The organism is Streptococcus marimammalium DSM 18627, from assembly GCF_000380045.1.
In the GTDB taxonomy this organism is placed as follows: domain Bacteria; phylum Bacillota; class Bacilli; order Lactobacillales; family Streptococcaceae; genus Streptococcus; species Streptococcus marimammalium.
Genome location: NZ_KB904339.1, coordinates 101,224 through 121,118, shown reverse-complemented (window position 1 = coordinate 121,118; position 19,895 = coordinate 101,224). Strand labels below are relative to the sequence as shown.

At 32.9% G+C, this 19,895-nt stretch carries 18 protein-coding genes, 1 other RNA gene and 1 pseudogene; 8 read left to right on the top strand and 12 right to left on the bottom strand.

The genetic code is table 11. The features are described from left to right. Nucleotides 1–18 precede the first annotated feature (18 nt). Together ftsY and A3I1_RS0100600 are read right to left on the bottom strand one after the other, a co-directional pair. Entirely contained in the window at nt 19–1,263 is a 1,245-nt protein-coding gene (gene ftsY / locus A3I1_RS0100605; RefSeq protein ID WP_018369379.1) for a signal recognition particle-docking protein FtsY, read from the bottom strand. Beyond that, the gene (locus tag A3I1_RS0100600; protein WP_018369378.1) at nt 1,250–2,086 is read right to left on the bottom strand and encodes a Cof-type HAD-IIB family hydrolase; all 837 of its coding nucleotides are present in this window, start codon (nt 2,084–2,086) and stop codon (nt 1,250–1,252) included. The genes ftsY and A3I1_RS0100600 overlap by 14 nt, the downstream gene beginning before the upstream one ends. Before the next feature lie 143 nt (nt 2,087–2,229). On the opposite strand from A3I1_RS0100600, the gene A3I1_RS0100595 reads away from it, so the two are divergent. Then, nucleotides 2,230–2,736 carry a DUF6287 domain-containing protein gene (locus A3I1_RS0100595; protein WP_018369377.1) on the top strand — a complete coding sequence of 169 codons (507 nt, stop codon included), beginning with the start codon at nt 2,230–2,232 and terminating at the stop codon, nt 2,734–2,736. Between the two features lie 29 nt (nt 2,737–2,765). Here A3I1_RS0100595 and A3I1_RS07645 read toward each other — a convergent pair whose 3' ends face one another. The 5 genes from A3I1_RS07645 to ccpA all read right to left on the bottom strand — a co-directional run bounded on the left by A3I1_RS07645 (nt 2,766) and on the right by ccpA (nt 9,937). Then, nucleotides 2,766–3,737: a DUF3114 domain-containing protein gene (locus tag A3I1_RS07645; protein ID WP_018369376.1), complete on the bottom strand. Its 972-nt coding sequence runs from the start codon at nt 3,735–3,737 to the stop codon at nt 2,766–2,768. 111 nt (nt 3,738–3,848) lie between these two features. Further along, complete coding sequence (thrS, locus tag A3I1_RS0100585) at nt 3,849–5,789, bottom strand: threonine--tRNA ligase (protein ID WP_018369375.1); 1,941 nt, start codon at nt 5,787–5,789, stop codon at nt 3,849–3,851. A 284-nt stretch (nt 5,790–6,073) separates the two neighbouring features. Beyond that, nucleotides 6,074–7,408, bottom strand: a complete 1,335-nt coding sequence (locus tag A3I1_RS0100580) for a glycosyltransferase family 4 protein (RefSeq protein ID WP_018369374.1) — start codon at nt 7,406–7,408, stop codon at nt 6,074–6,076. Then, on the bottom strand, nt 7,408–8,409 hold the full coding sequence (locus tag A3I1_RS0100575; protein WP_018369373.1) for an LTA glycolipid anchor biosynthesis glycosyltransferase, IagA/BgsA family: 1,002 nt from the start codon (nt 8,407–8,409) through the stop codon (nt 7,408–7,410). Before A3I1_RS0100575 ends, A3I1_RS0100580 begins: the two co-directional genes overlap by 1 nt. A 526-nt stretch (nt 8,410–8,935) precedes the next feature. Next, nucleotides 8,936–9,937 carry a catabolite control protein A gene (ccpA, locus tag A3I1_RS0100570; RefSeq protein WP_018369372.1) on the bottom strand — a complete coding sequence of 334 codons (1,002 nt, stop codon included), beginning with the start codon at nt 9,935–9,937 and terminating at the stop codon, nt 8,936–8,938. A gap of 186 nt (nt 9,938–10,123) precedes the next feature. Between ccpA and A3I1_RS0100565 the strand changes: the two genes are divergently transcribed. Continuing rightward, nucleotides 10,124–11,203, top strand: a complete 1,080-nt coding sequence (locus tag A3I1_RS0100565) for a M24 family metallopeptidase (RefSeq protein WP_018369371.1) — start codon at nt 10,124–10,126, stop codon at nt 11,201–11,203. A gap of 41 nt (nt 11,204–11,244) precedes the next feature. Here the strand turns inward: A3I1_RS0100565 and A3I1_RS0100560 are convergent, their stop codons facing one another. Next, nucleotides 11,245–12,852 carry a ribonuclease Y gene (locus tag A3I1_RS0100560; RefSeq protein WP_018369370.1) on the bottom strand — a complete coding sequence of 536 codons (1,608 nt, stop codon included), beginning with the start codon at nt 12,850–12,852 and terminating at the stop codon, nt 11,245–11,247. A 149-nt stretch (nt 12,853–13,001) separates the two neighbouring features. Between A3I1_RS0100560 and A3I1_RS0100555 the strand changes: the two genes are divergently transcribed. From A3I1_RS0100555 to A3I1_RS0100535, 6 genes and pseudogenes are all read left to right on the top strand, one after another. Further along, on the top strand, nt 13,002–13,484 hold the full coding sequence (locus tag A3I1_RS0100555) for an S-ribosylhomocysteine lyase (protein ID WP_018369369.1): 483 nt from the start codon (nt 13,002–13,004) through the stop codon (nt 13,482–13,484). A 115-nt stretch (nt 13,485–13,599) separates the two neighbouring features. Beyond that, nucleotides 13,600–14,022, top strand: a complete 423-nt coding sequence (locus A3I1_RS0100550; protein ID WP_018369368.1) for a MarR family winged helix-turn-helix transcriptional regulator — start codon at nt 13,600–13,602, stop codon at nt 14,020–14,022. A gap of 74 nt (nt 14,023–14,096) precedes the next feature. After that, nucleotides 14,097–14,251: pseudogene (locus A3I1_RS08570) on the top strand (VOC family protein); the annotation flags it as partial. Between the two features lie 90 nt (nt 14,252–14,341). Next, entirely contained in the window at nt 14,342–15,250 is a 909-nt protein-coding gene (locus tag A3I1_RS0100545) for a VOC family protein (protein ID WP_018369366.1), read from the top strand. Next, the gene (locus A3I1_RS0100540) at nt 15,247–15,855 is read left to right on the top strand and encodes a flavin reductase family protein (protein WP_018369365.1); all 609 of its coding nucleotides are present in this window, start codon (nt 15,247–15,249) and stop codon (nt 15,853–15,855) included. Before A3I1_RS0100545 ends, A3I1_RS0100540 begins: the two co-directional genes overlap by 4 nt. Before the next feature lie 9 nt (nt 15,856–15,864). Further along, a complete protein-coding gene (locus A3I1_RS0100535) occupies nt 15,865–16,467 on the top strand; it encodes an alpha/beta hydrolase (RefSeq protein WP_018369364.1) in 603 nt (200 codons plus the stop codon). Between the two features lie 66 nt (nt 16,468–16,533). On the opposite strand, the gene A3I1_RS0100530 is transcribed toward A3I1_RS0100535, so the two are convergent. The 4 genes from A3I1_RS0100530 to gpsB form a co-directional block, all read right to left on the bottom strand. Further along, complete coding sequence (locus tag A3I1_RS0100530) at nt 16,534–17,808, bottom strand: cell division site-positioning protein MapZ family protein (protein WP_169332627.1); 1,275 nt, start codon at nt 17,806–17,808, stop codon at nt 16,534–16,536. 61 nt (nt 17,809–17,869) lie between these two features. Next, nucleotides 17,870–19,024 carry a THUMP domain-containing class I SAM-dependent RNA methyltransferase gene (locus A3I1_RS0100525; protein ID WP_018369362.1) on the bottom strand — a complete coding sequence of 385 codons (1,155 nt, stop codon included), beginning with the start codon at nt 19,022–19,024 and terminating at the stop codon, nt 17,870–17,872. A 61-nt stretch (nt 19,025–19,085) separates the two neighbouring features. Continuing rightward, an RNA gene (gene rnpB / locus A3I1_RS08285) (RNase P RNA component class B) lies at nt 19,086–19,451 on the bottom strand. Between the two features lie 41 nt (nt 19,452–19,492). After that, the gene (gpsB, locus tag A3I1_RS0100515) at nt 19,493–19,810 is read right to left on the bottom strand and encodes a cell division regulator GpsB (protein ID WP_018369360.1); all 318 of its coding nucleotides are present in this window, start codon (nt 19,808–19,810) and stop codon (nt 19,493–19,495) included. Nucleotides 19,811–19,895 lie beyond the last annotated feature (85 nt).

Here is a 19,895-nt window from a genome sequence, read left to right as displayed (position 1 = left end):
TTCTTACTCCGAGATTTTTTAAATAAGCCCTTCTAATAAACCTTGCATGAACCTTTCTGAATTAAAAGCTCCAATATCATTAATTTTTTCACCAAAACCTATCAATTTAACTGGAATATCAAGCTCTTCTCTAATAGCAAGAACAACACCACCTTTACCGGTACCATCTAACTTAGTCAAAACAATTCCAGTGACAGGAGCGATTTTTGAAAATTCTTTGGCTTGAACAAGAGCGTTTTGACCCGTTGATGCATCTAACGCTAACAAGGTTTCATGTGGTGCATCAGGAACAACTCGTTTAATAATACGGCCTATTTTTTCTAACTCTGCCATAAGATTGTCTTTATTTTGAAGACGACCTGCTGTGTCAATTAAAAGAATATCAACACCTTCTTGAATAGCTCTTTCAATACCTTCATAAACCACACTACCAGGGTCAGCTTTTTCAGCTCCAGTTACAACTGGTACATTTACTCTTTTACCCCATTCAACCAATTGAGCAACAGCTCCTGCTCTAAAGGTATCTGCTGCTACCAACATGACTTTCTTTCCTTCTTGTTGGTATTTGTATGCAAGCTTACCAATAGATGTTGTTTTACCAACGCCATTAACACCAATAAACAACATTACTGTTAAGTCTTCTTGAAGATTTAACTTTTCATTGAATTCACCATCTTTTTCATAGATTGTTACTAATTTTTCGATAATAACCTGTTTTAAATCTTCAGGTCGTTTAGCATTTTCAAGTCTTGCTTCATAGCGTAATTCTTCGGTCAAATTTGCCGCCACTAAAACACCAACATCTGATAAGATCAACATTTCTTCTAAATCTTCAAAAAAGTCTTCATCAATACTTCTGAAATTTGCTAAAAAAGCATTTAATCTAGCTCCAAATCCTGTTCGGGTCTTTTTGAGTGTCCTGTGATATTTTTCTTCATCAGATTCTTGAAGATTCTCTGTTTCAGTTTTTGGCTCTTTTGTTTCAACTGAGTTAGAGCAATCCTCAAAGATTGGTTTTTCATCATCATTTTCAGATATTTCTGTCATTTGCCCGTTTCTCAATGTTACAAAAGTATTTTCTTGATGATTTTCAACTAAGAGATCATTTCTTAGCGGATTAACTGATACTGCTAAATCGTCTTTTTTGTCATCATCTTTAAAATTTAACACTTTATCTTTATCAGTTTGCTTACTAGTTGAAACAAGTTCCTCACTGATATCTTCCTTTTTATTTTTGCCAAATAATCGATCAAATAATCCCATCTTTTCCCTCTCTTAGTATATATTTTTCAATTGCTTCTGCTACCCCTGACTCATCATTTGTGCGACTGGTCGTTCTTTCAAATTCTTTTCTAACAGCAACTGAAGCATTTTTCATGATAACTGGAAGTCCTACCCATCTTAACATAGAAAGATCATTTTCTTCGTCTCCAATAGCCATCATCTCTTCTTTTTTTATACCTAAATGCTCACCTAAAATGGCAAGTGCTCTTCCTTTATTAACACCTTTTGGCACAATTTCAAGCATGATGTCTCTTGATTTAAAGAGTTCAAACTCTTGATGAAAATGCTTTGGAATATTAGGCAATTGTCGATCTAAGTAATTGGCATCAAAAACGGTAACAATCTTATTATAAACAATGCCATGTGGAAGCTCATCAAGTGTTTTAATATCATGAAAATCTAATTGGACATTAGCAGTAGGGTAAAGCGAATTATGGTTAGGAGCTGTTAGAGTATAACTCTTTGAATCACTAATAATATCAACTGGAAGTCCTAAAGATAGTAACATCTCAGTAATATTTTCCACATCTTCTCTACTTAATGTTTTTTGAAAAAGACAGTGACCGTTATTTTTTTGAATTAAGCCTCCGTTAAAAGTAATGCTATAGTCTTCTTGACTTTTTAAATCTAAAAAATCTAAAAGATTTCCAATTGCTTTTAAGGGACGACCAGTTGTAATAACAATTTTCACTCCTTTATTTTTAGCTTGGATGATAGCCATTTTATTCAAAAAGGAAACTTCTTTTTGGTTATTAAACAAGGTCCCATCCAAATCTAAAGCTAATAATTTAATCTGAGTCATAAAACTCCCTTCCTTTAACTTCACTTACCCTTTATTTTATCAAATTTTAATCAATTTTTGGGAAATAGATGCTGATTCTCTTAAATTAAATGTTTTTAAGGGAAAGTGATATAATAAAAGTATTAGAATGAGAGGAATAACCTATGAAAAAAATCATTTTATTATTGCTCCTAACTTTTTTTCTGATCTCTTTATCAGCGTGTCAGACCAATAATCAAGAAAAAGAGAAAACAACAGTCACAACAACTACTCAAACCACTAGTGATAATGAAGATAATGGCACCCAAATAGGAATGTCCTTAAAAGCCATTGAAAAAGGCGATTATAATAGTATCCTCGGGACTTGGCAAAATGAACTAGGAGATATGCTTATTTTTAATCAAGATGGTTTAGACTCAGAAAATCTTGTCATACAAGGCGCTTTTTTAAGAGGAAACAATCTCGAACTTAACATTGTTCCAGATGGTAATAATGATGAGGCCTACTCGCTGATTCTTATTCCAGCAGACACGATTATTCCTGCTTCTAGTTTTATTTCTGATGATGGTGATACTTCTGATAGTAAAAGAGATCGAATGGTAGCAACCAAAACACAATTAGAAGGTGGTAGCCATTTTGAACACAGTGTCTTTTATAAAATATCTGATTAAAAGTGTTAGGCAAATTTGCCCAACACTTTTTAACTTTCTTTTTTGATGGTCTTTCTAAAATGATCTACCTGTCTTACCACGTATTTATAGACATTGTCATCATGAAAATAACTTTTTTGCCAATTTTTTGGCTCAAAGAAAAACCATTCTTTTTTTAGATTAAGAGGTGCTTTAAATCTTGGAAAGAATTTTTTCCTACATTTAGGATCATGTATTGAAACAGGATTAATATCTAGTTCTTTATGTCTTTTAAAATTACCATTTGCATAATTAAAACTTGCTGTATTAATAATGCCATTTTCTGATTGACTTTCACAATCTATCATATTAACAAAATGGCCATTTTTATCAATAATAAACTCTGTATGAAAATGAATTAACACTTTAAAATTAGCAGTTATTTCTTGATCGGGGAAAATTTTTTTACCATTTTTAAGATAATATTTATTGTGTAATCTTGCCGATTCATTCAAACTGTAATCATAATCTAAGGGAATCCATGATTGCTCTTTTTTATCTTTTAAAAAGACTGCTAAAGCCTCTTGATCAGTCATTTTATCAGTTTTTATATGATCTCTAATCCACTGTGCTTGTTGTCCTGATATGAGATATCGGAGCTGATGAATTTGCCTTGCGAAAAATGTTTTTTGACACAGTTCATTTTCTGGAAATGCTTTTGAAACCGTTTGGGCTAAACTTTTCCAAAAATGATGATCAGGTCTTAATACTGGTGAAAATTTTTCTAATAACATTTTAATACCAAGGTTATCTATTTTGATATCATCTTTTGTCATACCGATATGATTTAAAAAGGTCTTTAAACACACTTTTTTGTCGGATGTCTGTTTAAGTGTTTGATACCATAAGGACAGAAAAATTGGGGAACCTACCCTAACATCTAAAAAAACCTGACCTTCTTTTTTCATTTGTAGAATTAATTTTTCAGACCACCCGTGTTTGATTAATTGCTCTTCTATATCTGTTAAAAATTTTGTTGACATCTTATACTCCTTTAACAATGCCATATCTTATTTACTAATATTAAATAACATTTTGTAGGTTTTAGCAAATGACTATTGAAAAAGCCTAGAAAAAATTTCTAGGCTAGTTGATTAATCAACACGAGAATAATTAGCAATATCTGCTAAAATATTAGAGATAAATACATCCACTTCTTCTGAGTGTGTTTCTTTACTTCCATAACGACGCACATTAACGAGATTAGCTTCTACTTCTTTATCTCCAACAATCAATTGATAAGGGATTTTTTGTGTTTGGCTTTGACGAATCTTGTATTGCATTTTTTCATTACGTTCATCAACAACAACACGCACTCCTTTTTCTTTTAATTGATTAGCGACTTGCCAAGCATAATCAGTATGAGCATCATTTGATACTGGAATAACTGTCACTTGAGTTGGTGCTAACCAAGTTGGAAAGGCACCTTTATAGGTTTCAATTAAGTAGGCAGTGAAGCGCTCCATTGTTGACACTACACCTCGATGAATCATAACAGGACGATGTGCTTCTCCATCAGCACCAGTATATGCTAAATCAAAACGTTCAGGCAACAAGAAATCAAGTTGTATGGTTGATAAAGTCTCATCATTACCTAATGCTGTTTTCACTTGGATATCTAGCTTAGGACCATAAAAGGCTGCTTCACCTTCAGCTTCATAATAGTTAAGTGCCATATCATCCATTGCAGCTTTTAACATGGTTTGTGCTTTTTCCCACATCTCATCATTGTCAAAATATTTTTCCTTGTCATTAGGGTCGCGGTAAGATAATCTGAAACTGTAGTCAGTCAGATTAAAATCACGATAAACATCAATAATCAATTGTAAAGTTTTCTTGAATTCTTCTTGAATTTGTTCTGGAGCCACAAAGATATGACCATCATTAAGTGTCATCTCACGCACTCGTTGTAAACCTGATAAGGCACCAGATTTTTCATAACGGTGCATCATGCCAAGTTCAGCAATTCTAATTGGCAATTCACGGTAAGAATGAACATGGTTACGATAAACTTGTATATGGTGTGGACAGTTCATTGGACGAAGCACTAATTGTTCTCCCTCACCCATATCCATTGGCGGAAACATATCTTCATGGTAATGGTCCCAGTGGCCTGATGTTTTATAAAACTCGACATTTGCCATAACGGGAGTATAAACATGTTGGTACCCTGAAGCAATTTCTTTATCAGTAATATAACGCTCAATCGTGCGACGAATGGTTGCACCATCAGGTAGCCAAAATGGGAGACCTTGTCCTACTTCTGGGTCAACCATAAATAAATCAAGTTCTTTTCCAAGTTTACGATGATCTCTTTCTTTTGCTTCTTCACGCATTTTGAGATAAGCTTTTAAATCTTTATTATCAAACCAAGCTGTACCATAAATTCTTTGCATCATAGCATTATCACTGTTGCCACGCCAATATGCACCTGCTACATTTAATAAATGGAAAACTTGAATACGACCAGTTGAAGGAACATGTGGCCCACGACATAAGTCAACATATTCTCCTTGAGTGTAGATAGTTAAGCCACCTTCATCCTCAGAATGTTCCTCAATCAATTCTAATTTATAAGGGTCATTTTTGAAGATTTCACGCGCTTCGTTCTTAGAAACTTCCTGACGAATACTTGGGAAATTTTCTTTGACAATTTTTTTCATCTCAGCTTCAATGGCTTCCAAATTGTCATTAGAAATTTGTCCAGCATCATTATCGGTATCATAGTAAAAACCGTCTTGAATAGCTGGGCCGACACCTAATTTAATTTCAGGAAAGAGGCGGCGTGCTGCTTGTGCAAATAAATGAGCCGCGGAATGGCGTAAAATGTCAAGAGCATCTTCATGATCTGGTGTCACAATCTCAATGCTACCATCTTCTTCAATCTTTCTTGTGGTATCAATCAATTTATCATTAAATTTACCAGCCAAGGCCTTTTTAGCAAGTGAGTTACTGATGGATTGAGCAATCTCAAAAGTAGTTACTCCTGATTCAAATTGACGGACAGCACCGTCAGGAAAAGTAATATTAATCATTTGATTCTCCTTTTAATATAAAATAGATATAACTTTATCAAAACAAAAAAACGACATCCAAAAGGACGTCGTAACGTGGTTCCACCTTAGTTTATGTAGAAAACTCTACACCTCTAATTGGCTATATCGTGGCCACCGTTTTATGTTTTCATAAAAAGATACAGAGTAGTATCTTATCTCTTTTCTTACGCTTTTTCAGCACCAAGCGCTCTCTAGAAAGAAAGGATGAGATAAAACGTGTCTCTAATTGACATTATAGCATGATTTATAAATATTTCAAGGCTTTACTCCAAGAAATCTCTGATACGATTGATAATTTTTTTAGGTGTTTTAACGACTTTAACCGAAGTTTTTGCCGTTAATTTAATAGCTCTAACGGGTAATGACATCGTGTTTTTAACTAATTTGATTGATGTATCTGTTTTACTACCCTCAACTGATAAGGAAAGCTTTTCTTTTGAAGCCATTTTCTTTGCAATGATAACATCTAAATAAAAAGTGTAAACAGATCTACCAAACTCTTCAGCTGATATTTCGCAAAGTTTATCTCTTAAGTGTTTAGAAGTCATTTTAGGAGTATTAATTATAGCATCTAAAATGGCATCTGACAAGTCTGTTTCACGATAATAAAGGGTACCAAACATTTTTTCATTGATTAAGTCATCAAGATATGGATTACCATGAGCAATAACAGGTTTTCCACTAGCTAAACTTTCAATATAGGTTAGCCCTTGTGTTTCACTAGTTGAAGCACTTATAAAAAAATCACAAGATTTATAGTAAAGAACAGTCTCTTCATGACTAACCATCCCAGTAAAAATAACATGGTCTTGAATATTAAGTTGATTAACCAAATCTTTCAAATTGCCTAGATATGGACCATCCCCTACAACCACTAATTTAATCTTATCATATTCAGCCAATACAAGAGGAAATTGTTGGATAATAGCTTGAATATTTTTTTCATAGGAAATTCGAGATAGACTAAGAAGCATGGTTTCGTCTGATAGGATTCCTAATTGCTTTCGTAAGACAGCAGTCGAATCCTTAGAAACTTCTCTATTAACAAACTGATCCAACTTAATCCCAGTTGGAATAATTTGTTTAGGGATTTTAATATCATAGTCATCTAATATATTGTAGACAATCCTAGTTGGGCAAATTACTCCATCTAAATCATTGAGATAACCACGAACAATATATTTAACCATGCTTGGTCGAATCACTTTCCCTTTAGCAATGTAGCCTACATAATCCTCATACTGTGTGTGGTAAGTGTGAACAACCGGAATTCTTAAGGCTTTACCAACCATTTTTCCAAGTAAACCCATCCCAAATTCAGTTTGTGTATGAATGATTTCGATATCATATTTTTTAGCAATCTTATAAGCAGAAAAAAGACCACGATAAACAATGCGACGATCTGTAAATGATACAAAAGGAATACTTGGTAAACGAATAATAGTTGGGTCTTCAAAACGCTTAACATGTTTGTCAGTTGTTGTAAAAATATAAACATCATGACCCAATTTTTCTAACTCTGTTTTTAAGGTGCGAATACTTGTTGCAACACCAGATACTTGTGGAAAGTAGGTGTCAGTAAAAAGACCTATTCTCATTATTTTAGTGCCATCACTTTCTCGTAAATTGATACAAGCCTTTGACCTATTTTATCAATACTTTTTGTCTCAGCAACTTTGTATCCTTCATCTTCTTTGTGACTCTTTCCATCTAAAACTCTTTGAATGGCTGCCACAAACTCTGGAACATTCTTGCCAAATTCTACTGCATTTTCATTTATCCAACTGTCATAAACAGGTATGTCTCGAAGAATTGTTTTTTGTTTACTTGCTAGAGCTTCTAAAACAACTATGCCTTCTGTCTCTTCTTTACTAGGGAAAAAGAAAGCATCACTAGCTGTCATTGCTCCTTCAAAAACATCACCTTTGATATATCCAGCAAAGGTAACATTTGGAGGATGATTTTTTGTCACGATATTTCTAACAGAATGAGGTACAACCCACTTATTAGTTTCACCAAACCAAATAAAGCGAACATTTGGGAGTTTTTCAGCTACTTTGACAAAATCTTCAATTCCTTTTCGTTTGAAATAAAGACCAGCGCACATAATTACTTTTTCATTGTCTTTAATGTTAAAATAATTTCTAAACGCTGTTTCTTTTTTAGGATTTTTACCATATTTTTTTAAATCTATACCATTTGAACAAACAAAAATTGGTGTTTTAATGCCATAATTTTCAATTAATGTTTTTGAATACTCTGTTGGTGTAATAATGGCATCTGCTTTTTTATAAAATTGACAAAGATACCATTTAAACAAGGGGCTAACTAAATTAGAAAATATAAAAGAATCTCTAAAATCTTCTTCAGTAGAATGGCCATGCATAATCACCTTCTTACCTTTTTTTTGAGCTTCTTTCATTAGTTTCCAGCTATTGTAACCATAAGTGTTCATATGAATCAAATCATAGGTGTCATTAATATCTGTCGTATAGGATTGGTTAACCATTTTTAAAGCTTTCTCTTGATGTTTAATAGCTCTACCAATTCCTGATTTTCTTAAGTAATTTTCTGCCTCTAAATACAATAATACTTTCATAGCTCTATTATATCTTATTTTATTTTATTTTTCATCCAACAATTAATAAATAATGTTTTTAAGGATGATAATTTTACGATAACCAAATGATTAACCTTTTCTAAGGATTTCCATGAAGATATAATATTTTAAAAGATAAAAAACAGTTGAAACGATTAAAGAAAACATATTATGATTTGTCAAAACTAGAAAATTATATAAAAATTTTTAAAATACTCTCCACAAGAAAAAGTGATGGAGGTTTAATATTGAAAATTTATTAAATAATATTCGATGTCAAATTATCCCAATTGATACTTGTCTCAAGACACAGCTTCATTGTTTAGATAATGCTATATTTCACTGATATAATTTTAGCTTTCTAAGTGTTATTGCTAATAGAAAGCAGGTTTTCACAAGCAAATAAATACCTTTAAACTTAATTTAATCATTTCCCACTTAAATAAAATTTAGTTTATTTATTTTTGCATACAAAAAGCCTTACTTGATGTTGAGCTGAATAAGTAAAGCTTTTTATCTTTATAATTTATTTTGTCGTTTGACGTTTTTTAATCCCATGATTAAGAATAATTTCTTTTTCTTCCAATTCTTCTTTATTCATAATTTTGGTCAACATTCTCATACTAACAGCTCCTAAATCATAAATCGGTTGACTAATTGAACTCATATTTGGACGTGTATATTTGGTAATGGGTGAGTCATTACTGGTAATAATTTCAAAGTCTTCAGGAACTTTTTTCCCTGCTGCAAACAAACCATTTAATAGACCTGCAGCAAGCTCATCATCAGCAACATAAGCAGCTGTAGCACCAGATGTTATAATTCGGTTAGCTAATTGGAAGCCATCCTCATAGTTATATTTTGTTTCAAATACAAGACCTTCTTTATAAGGCAAGTTATTTTTTTTCAAACTATCCTTGTAGCCTTTTAAACGAATTTTACCATTAATATCATCAACCAATGGTCCTGATATAAAAGCAATTTCTTGGTGATTTTCAGCTAAAATATCTGTTACTTCTTGGACAGCCTTACGATAATCAATATTGACACTTGGCAATTGATGTTCTAAATCAACTGTACCTGCTAGTACAATTGGTGTTCTTGTTCTTGAAAATTCTGCACGAATTTTTTCGGTGAGATGATGACCCATGAAAATAATGCCGTCAACTTGTTTTGAAAAAAGAGTATTAACAACATTAATTTCTTTATCATCATCTTCATCACTAGAGGTTAAAACAATATTGTATTTATACATTGATGCAATATCATCAATTCCTTTTGCTAGAATTGAAAAATAACTGTTTGAAATATTAGGAATCACAACTCCAACAGTTGTTGTCTTTTTGCTAGCTAAACCACGAGCAACAGCATTTGGACGGTAATCAAGACGTTCAATAACTTCTAATACTTTTTTTCTAGTATTTTCTTTTACATTTTTATTACCATTTACAACACGACTGACAGTTGCCATTGATACACCAGCTTCACGTGCAACATCATATATCGTGATAGTATCATCAGTATTCATTCACAGTACTTCCTTTCTTTTTGAAAATGACGCTTTCAAGAATATTTTAGCACTAATTGAAAACACTTTCAACCATAAAAATATTTTTTTTAAAGCAACTTATCAATTTTTTTAAACAAATTGATATTTTATCTTGCTTTTTTAGTTTTTTTTTGAAAAAATATAAGAAAAAGAAAGGTGAATCTAATGACAAAAATTACTCAACTTACTAATACCTTAACCGAAAAAATGATAAATGTTGCTATTGTTTCTGATCCGGTATCTATCAACTATTTAACAGGTTTTTACAGTGATCCTCATGAACGTTTGATGTTCCTATTTTTATTTGCTGATAAAAAACCACTTCTTTTTCTTCCTCAATTAGATGCTAAACGGGCAGAAGAAGTCCTTGATTTCCCAGTTATTGGTTATGTTGATTCTGAGCACCCTTGGCAAAAAATGAAAGCTATTCTTCCAAAAATAGACTATCCACAAGTTGCTGTAGAATTTGAAAACTTAAATATTTCTAAACTAAAAGGTTTGGAAACAGTCTTTACTGGTGAATTTGTTGATTTAACACCCACAATTAATCACATGCGATTAATCAAGTCTTCTGATGAAATCAAAAAAATGTTCATTGCTGGTGATTATGCCGATAAAGCAGTTCAAATTGGATTTGATAATATTTCACTTGACAAAACAGAAGCAGATATCATTAGTCAAATTGAATTTGGTATGAAAAAACAAGGTATCCAAAAAATGAGTTTTGATACTCTTGTTTTAACAGGTAATAATGCTGCCAATCCTCATGGGATTCCAGGAACTAATAAGATTGAAAATGATTCTTTATTATTGTTTGATCTTGGTGTTGAAGCACTTGGTTATACTAGTGACATGACAAGAACGGTTGCGGTTGGAAAGCCTGACCAGTTTAAAAAAGATATTTACAATCTTTGTCGCGAGGCTCAACAAGCTGCCATTGATTTTATTAAACCAGGAGTTACTGCTAGCCAAGTAGATGCCGCTGCTCGTGATATTATTGAAAAAGCAGGTTATGGTGAATACTTTAATCACCGACTTGGTCATGGTATTGGAATGAGTGTTCATGAATTTCCTTCTATTATGGCTGGTAATGATATGACCATCGTTGAGGGGATGTGCTTCTCAGTTGAACCTGGCATTTATATTCCTGGTAAAGTGGGGGTTCGTATTGAGGACTGTGGTCATGTCACAAAAAATGGTTTTGAACTTTTTACCAAAACATCCAAAGAATTATTATATTACTAATCAAAAAGACTTGGGGGAAGCCCAAGCCTTTTTACTTTATGTTATTTAGCATAATCAATAACTCTTAATTCACGAATAACCGTCACTTTAATGTTTCCAGGATAATCCAAATTATTTTCAATCTTTTGACGAACCTTGTGTGCTAAAATAGTGACTTCGTCATCAGAAATTTTTTCTGGTTGAACCATAATTCTAATTTCTCTACCAGCTTGTAAAGCAAAACTGTGATGAACACCATCAAAACCATTAGCAATTTCTTCTAGATCACGTAATCGCTTGATATAGTTTTCCATCGATTCGTTACGAGCACCTGGTCGAGCAGAGCTAAGAGCATCTGCTGCTGCTACTAAAACAGCTATTACACTTTCAGGTTCAACATCACCATGGTGACTAGCAATGGTATTTACAACTACTGGATGCTCTTTATATTTACGAGCAAGCTCCATACCAATTTCAACATGACTTCCTTCAACTTCACGGTCAATTGCTTTTCCGATATCATGCATAAAACCAGCACGACGGGCAAGCGCTTCATTTTCACCCATTTCACTAGCAAGATGACCTGCTAATTTACCCACTTCAATAGAGTGACGAAGAACATTTTGGCCAAAGCTAGTACGAAATTGTAAGCGTCCCATAATTTTTATCAAGTCAGGGTGCATGTTAAGTGCACCAATTTCATAGGCAGCTGCCTCACCATATTCACGAATACGATTATCAATTTCTAGACGATTCTTCTCAACTAATTCTTCAATCCTAGCTGGATGAATTCGTCCATCTTGAATTAAAGCTTCAAGAGTTGTTCTAGCGATTTCTCGACGAATAGGATCAAATCCTGATAGAACAACCACTTCTGGTGTATCATCAATAATCACATCAATTCCAGTTAAGCTTTCAAGTGTACGAATATTGCGACCTTCCCGACCAATAATACGACCTTTCATGCTATCATCTGGAAGAGAGACAGACGTAATTGTTTGTTCAGTTACATACTCACCAGCTAAACGTTGCATAGCTTGAGCTAGCAGTTCTTTAGCTGTCTTATCAGCACGATCTCTAACTTCTCTATCTGCTTCACGAATACGGTTAGCAATATCTTGAGTTAGATTTTTTTCTGTTTCTGCCAAGATTATTTCCTTAGCTTCTTCTTGACTTAGAGAAGCTACTTTTTCAAGTTCCTCTGTCTTTTTAAGTTCTAAAGCAGCAACTGCTTGCTCACGCTCATCAATATGTCTAGATTTATCAGAAAGACTTTGCTCTTTCGAATCAAGTGTTTTTTCTTTACTTGTTAAATTTTCATCTTTACGATCAAGAGTTGAAGCACGTTCACTTAAACGATTCTCCATTTGTTTAAGTTCTTGTCTTTCAGACTTAAACTCTTGTTCAATTTCTTCCCGATATTTTCTAGCCTCTTCTTTAGCTTCTATAAGTAATTCTTTTTTATAAGCCTTACTTTCACGATCTGCTGTTTTTCTGATGTGGATGGCTTCTTCTTCAGCCTTACCACGTAAATTAACAGCATCTTGTTCTGCATTTAAAAGAGTTAGTTCTGCAGCATTTTTAGCAGATTTCATTTTTACTGAAATTGCTACATAACCAATAACCAAACCAATGAGGGCACAAGCAATCATTATAAAAATGTTTGTCATGTTTTTACCTCAAATTTTTTATTTTATTTATTCGATTTTCTTATGAAAACCTATTTTAGTTTACCATAAAAAGAAAGTTTTCACAATCCAAAAAACAACAGAACCAAAAAAAATATGATATGATTAAAGAAGAGTTAAAGGAGAAAATTATGACCAAAGATGTTATTGTTGAAAGCTTTGAGCTTGATCATACTATTGTTAAAGCACCTTATGTTCGTTTAATTTCTACAGAAGTTGGACCTAAAGGGGATGTTATCAGTAATTATGATATTCGTTTAGTTCAGCCAAATGATGATGCTATTCCAACCTCAGGACTACATACTATAGAGCATTTATTAGCCAAACTTATCAGAAAACGAATTGATGGAATGATTGATTGTTCACCATTTGGTTGTCGAACTGGTTTTCATATGATTATGTGGGGTGAACATACAACCAAAGATATTGCTACAGTGATCAAAGCATCATTAGAAGAGATTGCTGATGGCATTTCTTGGGAAGATGTTCCAGGTACAACTATTGAATCTTGTGGAAATTACAAGGATCACAGTCTATTTTCTGCTAAGGAATGGTCAAAACTGATTTTATCAAGAGGCATTTCTGATGATCCTTTTGAACGTCACATTGTTTAACCTTTCATGGTAATATTTCTTTATTTCTATTCTTAAATTATTTTTATAGCAAAACGATTGACAACCAACTTTTTCTCTGTTAAAATTATTTCGAATTTTAAATAAAGGAGGAAGTATGACACGTCAAGAATTAGCTTTAAAAACATTTATTGGCTTAAAAAGAATATCTGATAAATTTGAGCAAGCTGTTAAACATGACGTACAAGCTTATGACTTAAATTCTAGTGAGTTTGCTGTTTTAGAGTTGTTATACCACAAAGGTCCTAAAACAATGCAAGAAATCAAGGAAAGAATTTTAGTCGCAAACAGCAGTACAACGTATACCTTAGATAAGCTTTGTCAAAAGAAATTAGTTGAACGTAGAACAAATCCTGAAGATAAGCGTATTACTCAAGTTTATTTATTGTCTGAGGGTAAAGAGCTAATCGCATCATCTTTTCCAAAGCATGCTGAGATGCTAACTAAACTATTTGATAATTTAGAAGATGAAGAAATCAAAACTTTAAATAATCTTTTAAAAAAATTATCTAGTTGCTAAAAGGATTCAAGTGCTTATAGGCACTTAATCTATTGCTAAATATTTCGAAACAGAAATAATCGAAGAGGATAACTATGATAGACACTAACTTAATTGGAATTCACCACGTGAGCGCAATGACTGACGATGTGGAGTGTAATTATAAAATCTTTACAGAAATTTTAGGAATGTGTTTGGTTAAAAAATAGTTAAGCAAGATGATAACCATACTTATCATACTTTCTTTGCCACCATTTTTAGAGTCACAAAGAGAAATAATTGAAAATACTATTCGTCCATTCAATACAAAACGTCATTAATTAAAAGGAGATCATATATCATGGAAGCTATTAAACGTATTCATCACATTACTGCTATTGTTGGTAGTGCTCAAGAAAACTTAGATTTTTATCACAATCTTTTAAAGTTAAGATTAGTGAAACAAACTGTCAATTTTGATGATCCTAGTGTTTATCATCTTTATTTCTCAAATCAAAACTATGATCAAGGTACACTAATTACTTTCTTCCCATGGGAAAATGCTGATCCTGGAGAAAAAGGAAGTGGTCAAGTAGGACGTATTGCTTTTAGAATTCCTAAAGGTTCACTTGCATTTTGGAAAAAACGTCTTACTACCAACAATATTACAGTTGAAGAAAAACCTTGGTTTGAATTCAATGCTCTTTACTTCCAAGATATTCATGGTTTAGATTTGGCTATGGTTGAGTCTGGAAAAGCAAATGTTAAACCTGATATTATCGGTTTCCACGGTGCTATCCTCCTTTCAAATGACCCAGCTGGTAGTCGCAATTTTCTAAAAGAATTTATGGGGTTAGATGACCTGACTGAAAACGATGATACTTACCGTCTTCAAACAGTTGGTATGGAAAAACACGATTTAGTTATTCCTAATGTCTCTGATGACCGTGGCTCTTGGGGACCTGGAACTGTTCACCATATTGCTTGGTCATTACCAGATGATGAAACTGAATTAGCTTGGCGGGAGTTCCTTATTCAAAAAGATTACAATGTTACATCTGTTAGAGACCGTAAATACTTCAAATCAATTTATGTTCGTGAAACAGGTAAAGTTATCTTTGAATTTGCTACAGACGGACCTGGTATGACTGTTGATGAGGAATACGAATTTTTAGGAAGAAAATTACAACTTCCTCATATGTATGAAAAACGCCGTGAAGAAATTTCAGCAAATTTAAAACCTCTAGAATTTAAGGATGAGATAAAATGATTTCTATTGCTAAAGAAGCGCTAACTGATAAAGAACAATATAAGATTCTAATTGGAAGTGTTATTCCAAGACCTATTGCCTTGGTTTCAACCATGACAAAAAATGGCGTTGTTAATCTAGCCCCTTTTAGTTTTTATAATATTGTTTCTCATAGACCGGCCATTTTATCATTAAGTATTCAACGAGTGGATGGTCAAATGAAAGATACCGCAAGAAACATTCTCGAACAAAAAGAGGCAGTTATTCATAGTGTTAGTCTTGATAATCTATCAATGGTTAATCAAGCAGCTCTTCAACTTCCTTATGAAGAAAGTGAATTAGAAGCTACAGGTATGACGCTTGCCCCTTCTAGTGCTATTAAAACACCCGGAGTCAATGAAGCTAAAACAAGATTTGAAACGACTCTTTATGATCATATTGAAATTAAAAATAAAAACAATGAAGTGATTTCTGATTTACTCTTATTAAAAGTACTTCATTATCATTTAGACGACAAGGTTTATCAAAATACTTATATCATTCCTGAAAACTTACAACCCATGAGTCGTTTGGCTGGAATAACCTATGCTGAACTTGGTAAGTTGACTGACCTAAAAAGACCTTAGGAGAAATCAATGGAACATATTTTTAAAAAAGGGTTAAACAATGCACCAGTGCTTGTTTTATTACACGGCACCGGTGGGGATGAACACAGCTTATTATCTATCGCAGAATTTCTTAATCCCGCAGCTTCTGTTTTGAGTTTGCGTGGTGAGGTTAATGAGTATGGAGCGCTAAGATTCTTTAAACGTTTAGAAGAAGGCCTCTATGATGTTGATGACCTTAATTATCGTGGTGGTGTCATTCGAAAATTTATTGAAGAAATGGCAGAAAACTATCAATTTGGTTTAAAAGATGTTGTTTTAGTTGGTTTTTCAAATGGTTCTAATATGGCCATTAATCTTTTATTGGCAGATCATACACCATTTCATAAGGGCATCTTATTTGCACCAATGTATCCAGTAGATACTGATCATTTAACACAGTTAAAAGACAAGACATATGTTTTCATTTCTATGGGAGAAGAAGACCCTATCTGTTCCTTAGAAGATAGTCGTAATGTCGTGGAACAGTTTGAAAAGCGTGGTGCTAATGTCGATACTTTTTGGGTTAATAGCCATGAAATTAACCTAGAATCATTAAAAAAAGCCAAAGACTGGCTTGAAAAAATAGCTTAATGAATATCCTAAATTTGTTTACTCATATAAAAAACACTTCAGCAATACTGAAGTGTTTTTGCTTATTTAATAATCAAGATCATCTGCTCTTCCTGGTGCATTTCCAACAAAATACCCAGTTTTAGCATTAATCGAGAATAAGTAAGTGCCGTCTGGCTTAAACATATTATAGTAACCATTTCCATTAATGATATTAACACGTTCTAATATATAATTGTTACCAGAAATAAGACCTCTTTCTTGTGCTACGGCAACAATTCTTTCTAAAATACCATCATTAAATAACCAAGAAGGATTATTAACATCAGCAATCATATCATTATTATAAGGCACACGACTCAAATCACGTTGTAAACTAGCTGGATCATAATTACTAATACCAAATAATGAAGCAGCATTATTAGTAACTGTTGCATTATTTATAGCAGGAGGTGCACTATTTTCAGTACCATTTGAAGGTTGTGATACAGAAGCTTCAGTAGCTGCTTGATTTGCTGAAGCTATTTTTTCTTTTTCTGCTTTATCTGTTAATTGTTTTCGACCTTCAGAAACAGCATTTTGCAATAAATTATCAAGATTCGCTTTTCCAGTGTTTAACATAGTAGTAGATAAAGTATCAAAATTCGCAGATTCTTTAATGGTGCCCGAAACCTTTTCACCATCTACGATAACAGGATCAGTGAATTGTTCATTAACAACTTTAATGGCATCAATGGCTTTTTTCAAAGAATCATATTTTTCTTTTGCTGATGTATAAGTTGAGGTTCCCTTAAGTTTATTTAAAGCAACTTCTAATTCAGATAAACGTTCAAATTCACTATTTTTAAGTTTTGTCAACTCCTTGTCAACAAAATAACTTGCATACATATCGTTAAAGGCTTTAATATCTTCATCATTAGCCTTTGTATCTTTTTCTTTAGTGACAGTTGTCTCTTTGTCAATTGTTGATGAACTATTTAAATGATTTAAAATATAGCCAAAAGCAAAAATTGCTAGTAACAAAGCAATTAACCCACCAATAATAAGACTCTTACTATTTGAAAACTTCTTTGTTTCGCCAAGAATAATATTATCGGACAAATCTTGATTTTCTGGTAACTCTTCTGGCTTAATATGATCAAAATCTAAATTTTCTTGAGAAGGGTTGACTTCTTCTCTTTTCTCTTGAATAAAATCATCTATTTCTTCTGGTGCTTCTTGCGAAGCTTTTACTTTATTTTCAAATTTATGTTTTCCAACTTCATCTCGATGTTGCTTAATATACCTATCTAAGATATTATCGTTTTCGTCGATACCAGCCTTGATTTCTGAATCTTTACGAATAGCTTCTTCAACCGTCATGTTTTTAGCATCATCAAAATCCAAATTCTTTTTATTTTTATTAGACAAAAAATCACCTCTTCTATTTTACAGTCCGTTTAACACGCTCTCCAAAATATTGGTAAAGATCAACCTTTAGAGTACCGTTATAAAGTTTACGCTTTTTATCGGCTTGACTACCATATTTTGTTTCAAAGTTCTCATCACTGGTGAGGATAAATTTACTCCATGTTTTCAACGGATGAAACGTTTTCCCCATATCATTATACAATTTTGTCACTAATTCGTCATCCATTAATCGCTCCCCATAAGGTGGATTTGAAATAATAACACCATTTAATTTATTGGTATGTAGGTCTTCAAGCCTCATTTGTTTCAATTTAATGACATCTGAAAAACCAGCCTCAATCACATTTTGCTGAGCGATTTCAATCATACGATGATCAATGTCAAAACCTGAAATATCAAGTTCTATCTCATAATTTGCCTTTAAATCAGCTGCATCACGTACCGATTGAATTAAATCTTTATCAACCCAATCCCAAGACTCAAAAGCAAAATCACGATTAAAACCAGGAGCAATATTCATTCCAATCATGGCTGCTTCAATACAAAATGTCCCAGAACCACATGTCGGATCAATAAAAGGTTTGTCGGGGTACCAATTGCTAAGCATAATAATAGCTGCCGCCATATTTTCTTTAATAGGAGCACCACCCTTATCAACACGGTAGCCTCTTTTAAAAAGACTGGAACCCGTTGTATCTATCATAATCGTCGCTTTATCTTTTAAAAGAGATACTTCAATTTTAAATTCTGCACCTGTTTCCATTAAAGGCACGTGTTCTGGTCTATGAAAATGTTTTTGTAATTTTTTAACAACTGCTTTTTTAGAAACGGCTTGGATACTTGGTTCATTATGTAGCTTTGATTTGACAGATTTTGCTTTTGAAATTGGAAAACGTGCTCCTAGAGGTAAATAATTTTCCCAATCAAGAGCATATACGCCTTGAAATAATTCTTCAAAGGTTTTGGCAGAAAATTCACCAACAATAATTTTGATACGATCTGCTGATCTAAGCCAAATATTGGTTTCAATAATTGTTTTTAAATCTCCTGAAAAACGAACACGACCATTTTCAACTTGACAATTTATTCCTAAATTTCTAATTTCTTTTCCGACAACTGCTTCTATCCCAGCTGCACAAGTCGCGATTAACTCAAATTGATTTTTCATAATTCCTCTTTTTATATTAAATAAAAGACTAGCATAAGCTAGTCTAACCTATTATGCAATTTTCTATAAGCCATGTTTTGTTCCAAAGACAACTAGGTCTTGTCTTTTTCGATAATCATCTGTCTACTGTTAAACAGTCAAGATAGTACGTTCTGTTTCCATCTATCTCGTGCCCCGACCAAAGTTTGGGTTGCTAGCTTGAGGGGTTTACCGCGTTCCATTTTTTACGTTTCCGCAAAAACTACGTCACTGTGGCACTTTCAAATCTACTTTAGCATATCTTAGACTTAGCTATTTTGATTGCCGTAATGTCAAAAGACATCCCTAGGCTTATTGTTTCACCTAGCACAAACACTACTGGCATCACAGCCAGTGCTAGCATGGACTTTCCTCATAATTTTATAAAATCATGCGATTATCCAAAAATTGCAAATCATTATATATTGTTTGTCTATTTTAATGTTTAAACTACTCGATAATTTGTTTTCCAAAAACTTCTTTTTCAAGGCGACTAATCCGTTTTAGGATATCAAAATTGGTTGCAGAAGTTGAAACACGTGACAAATCAGAATGAGTAGAAGATGCTTCAGCAATTTTACTTTGAGCTACTTGTTCTTTTAATTTTTCATTTTCTTTATGTAATGCCTGAATTTGAGCCATGAAATTTTCATAATCTTTAATAATATCATCTAAAAATTCATTGACTTCATCCTTATCATATCCACGCATACTCGTTTTAAATTCTTGTTCAAATATATCTTTAGGACTTAACTTTATACCAGCCATATCTTTCTCCAAACATCTCTATATTTATAAGAATTATTAAATTCTTTATCAATTCAATCATACCGAAAATTAGATTAAAAAGCAA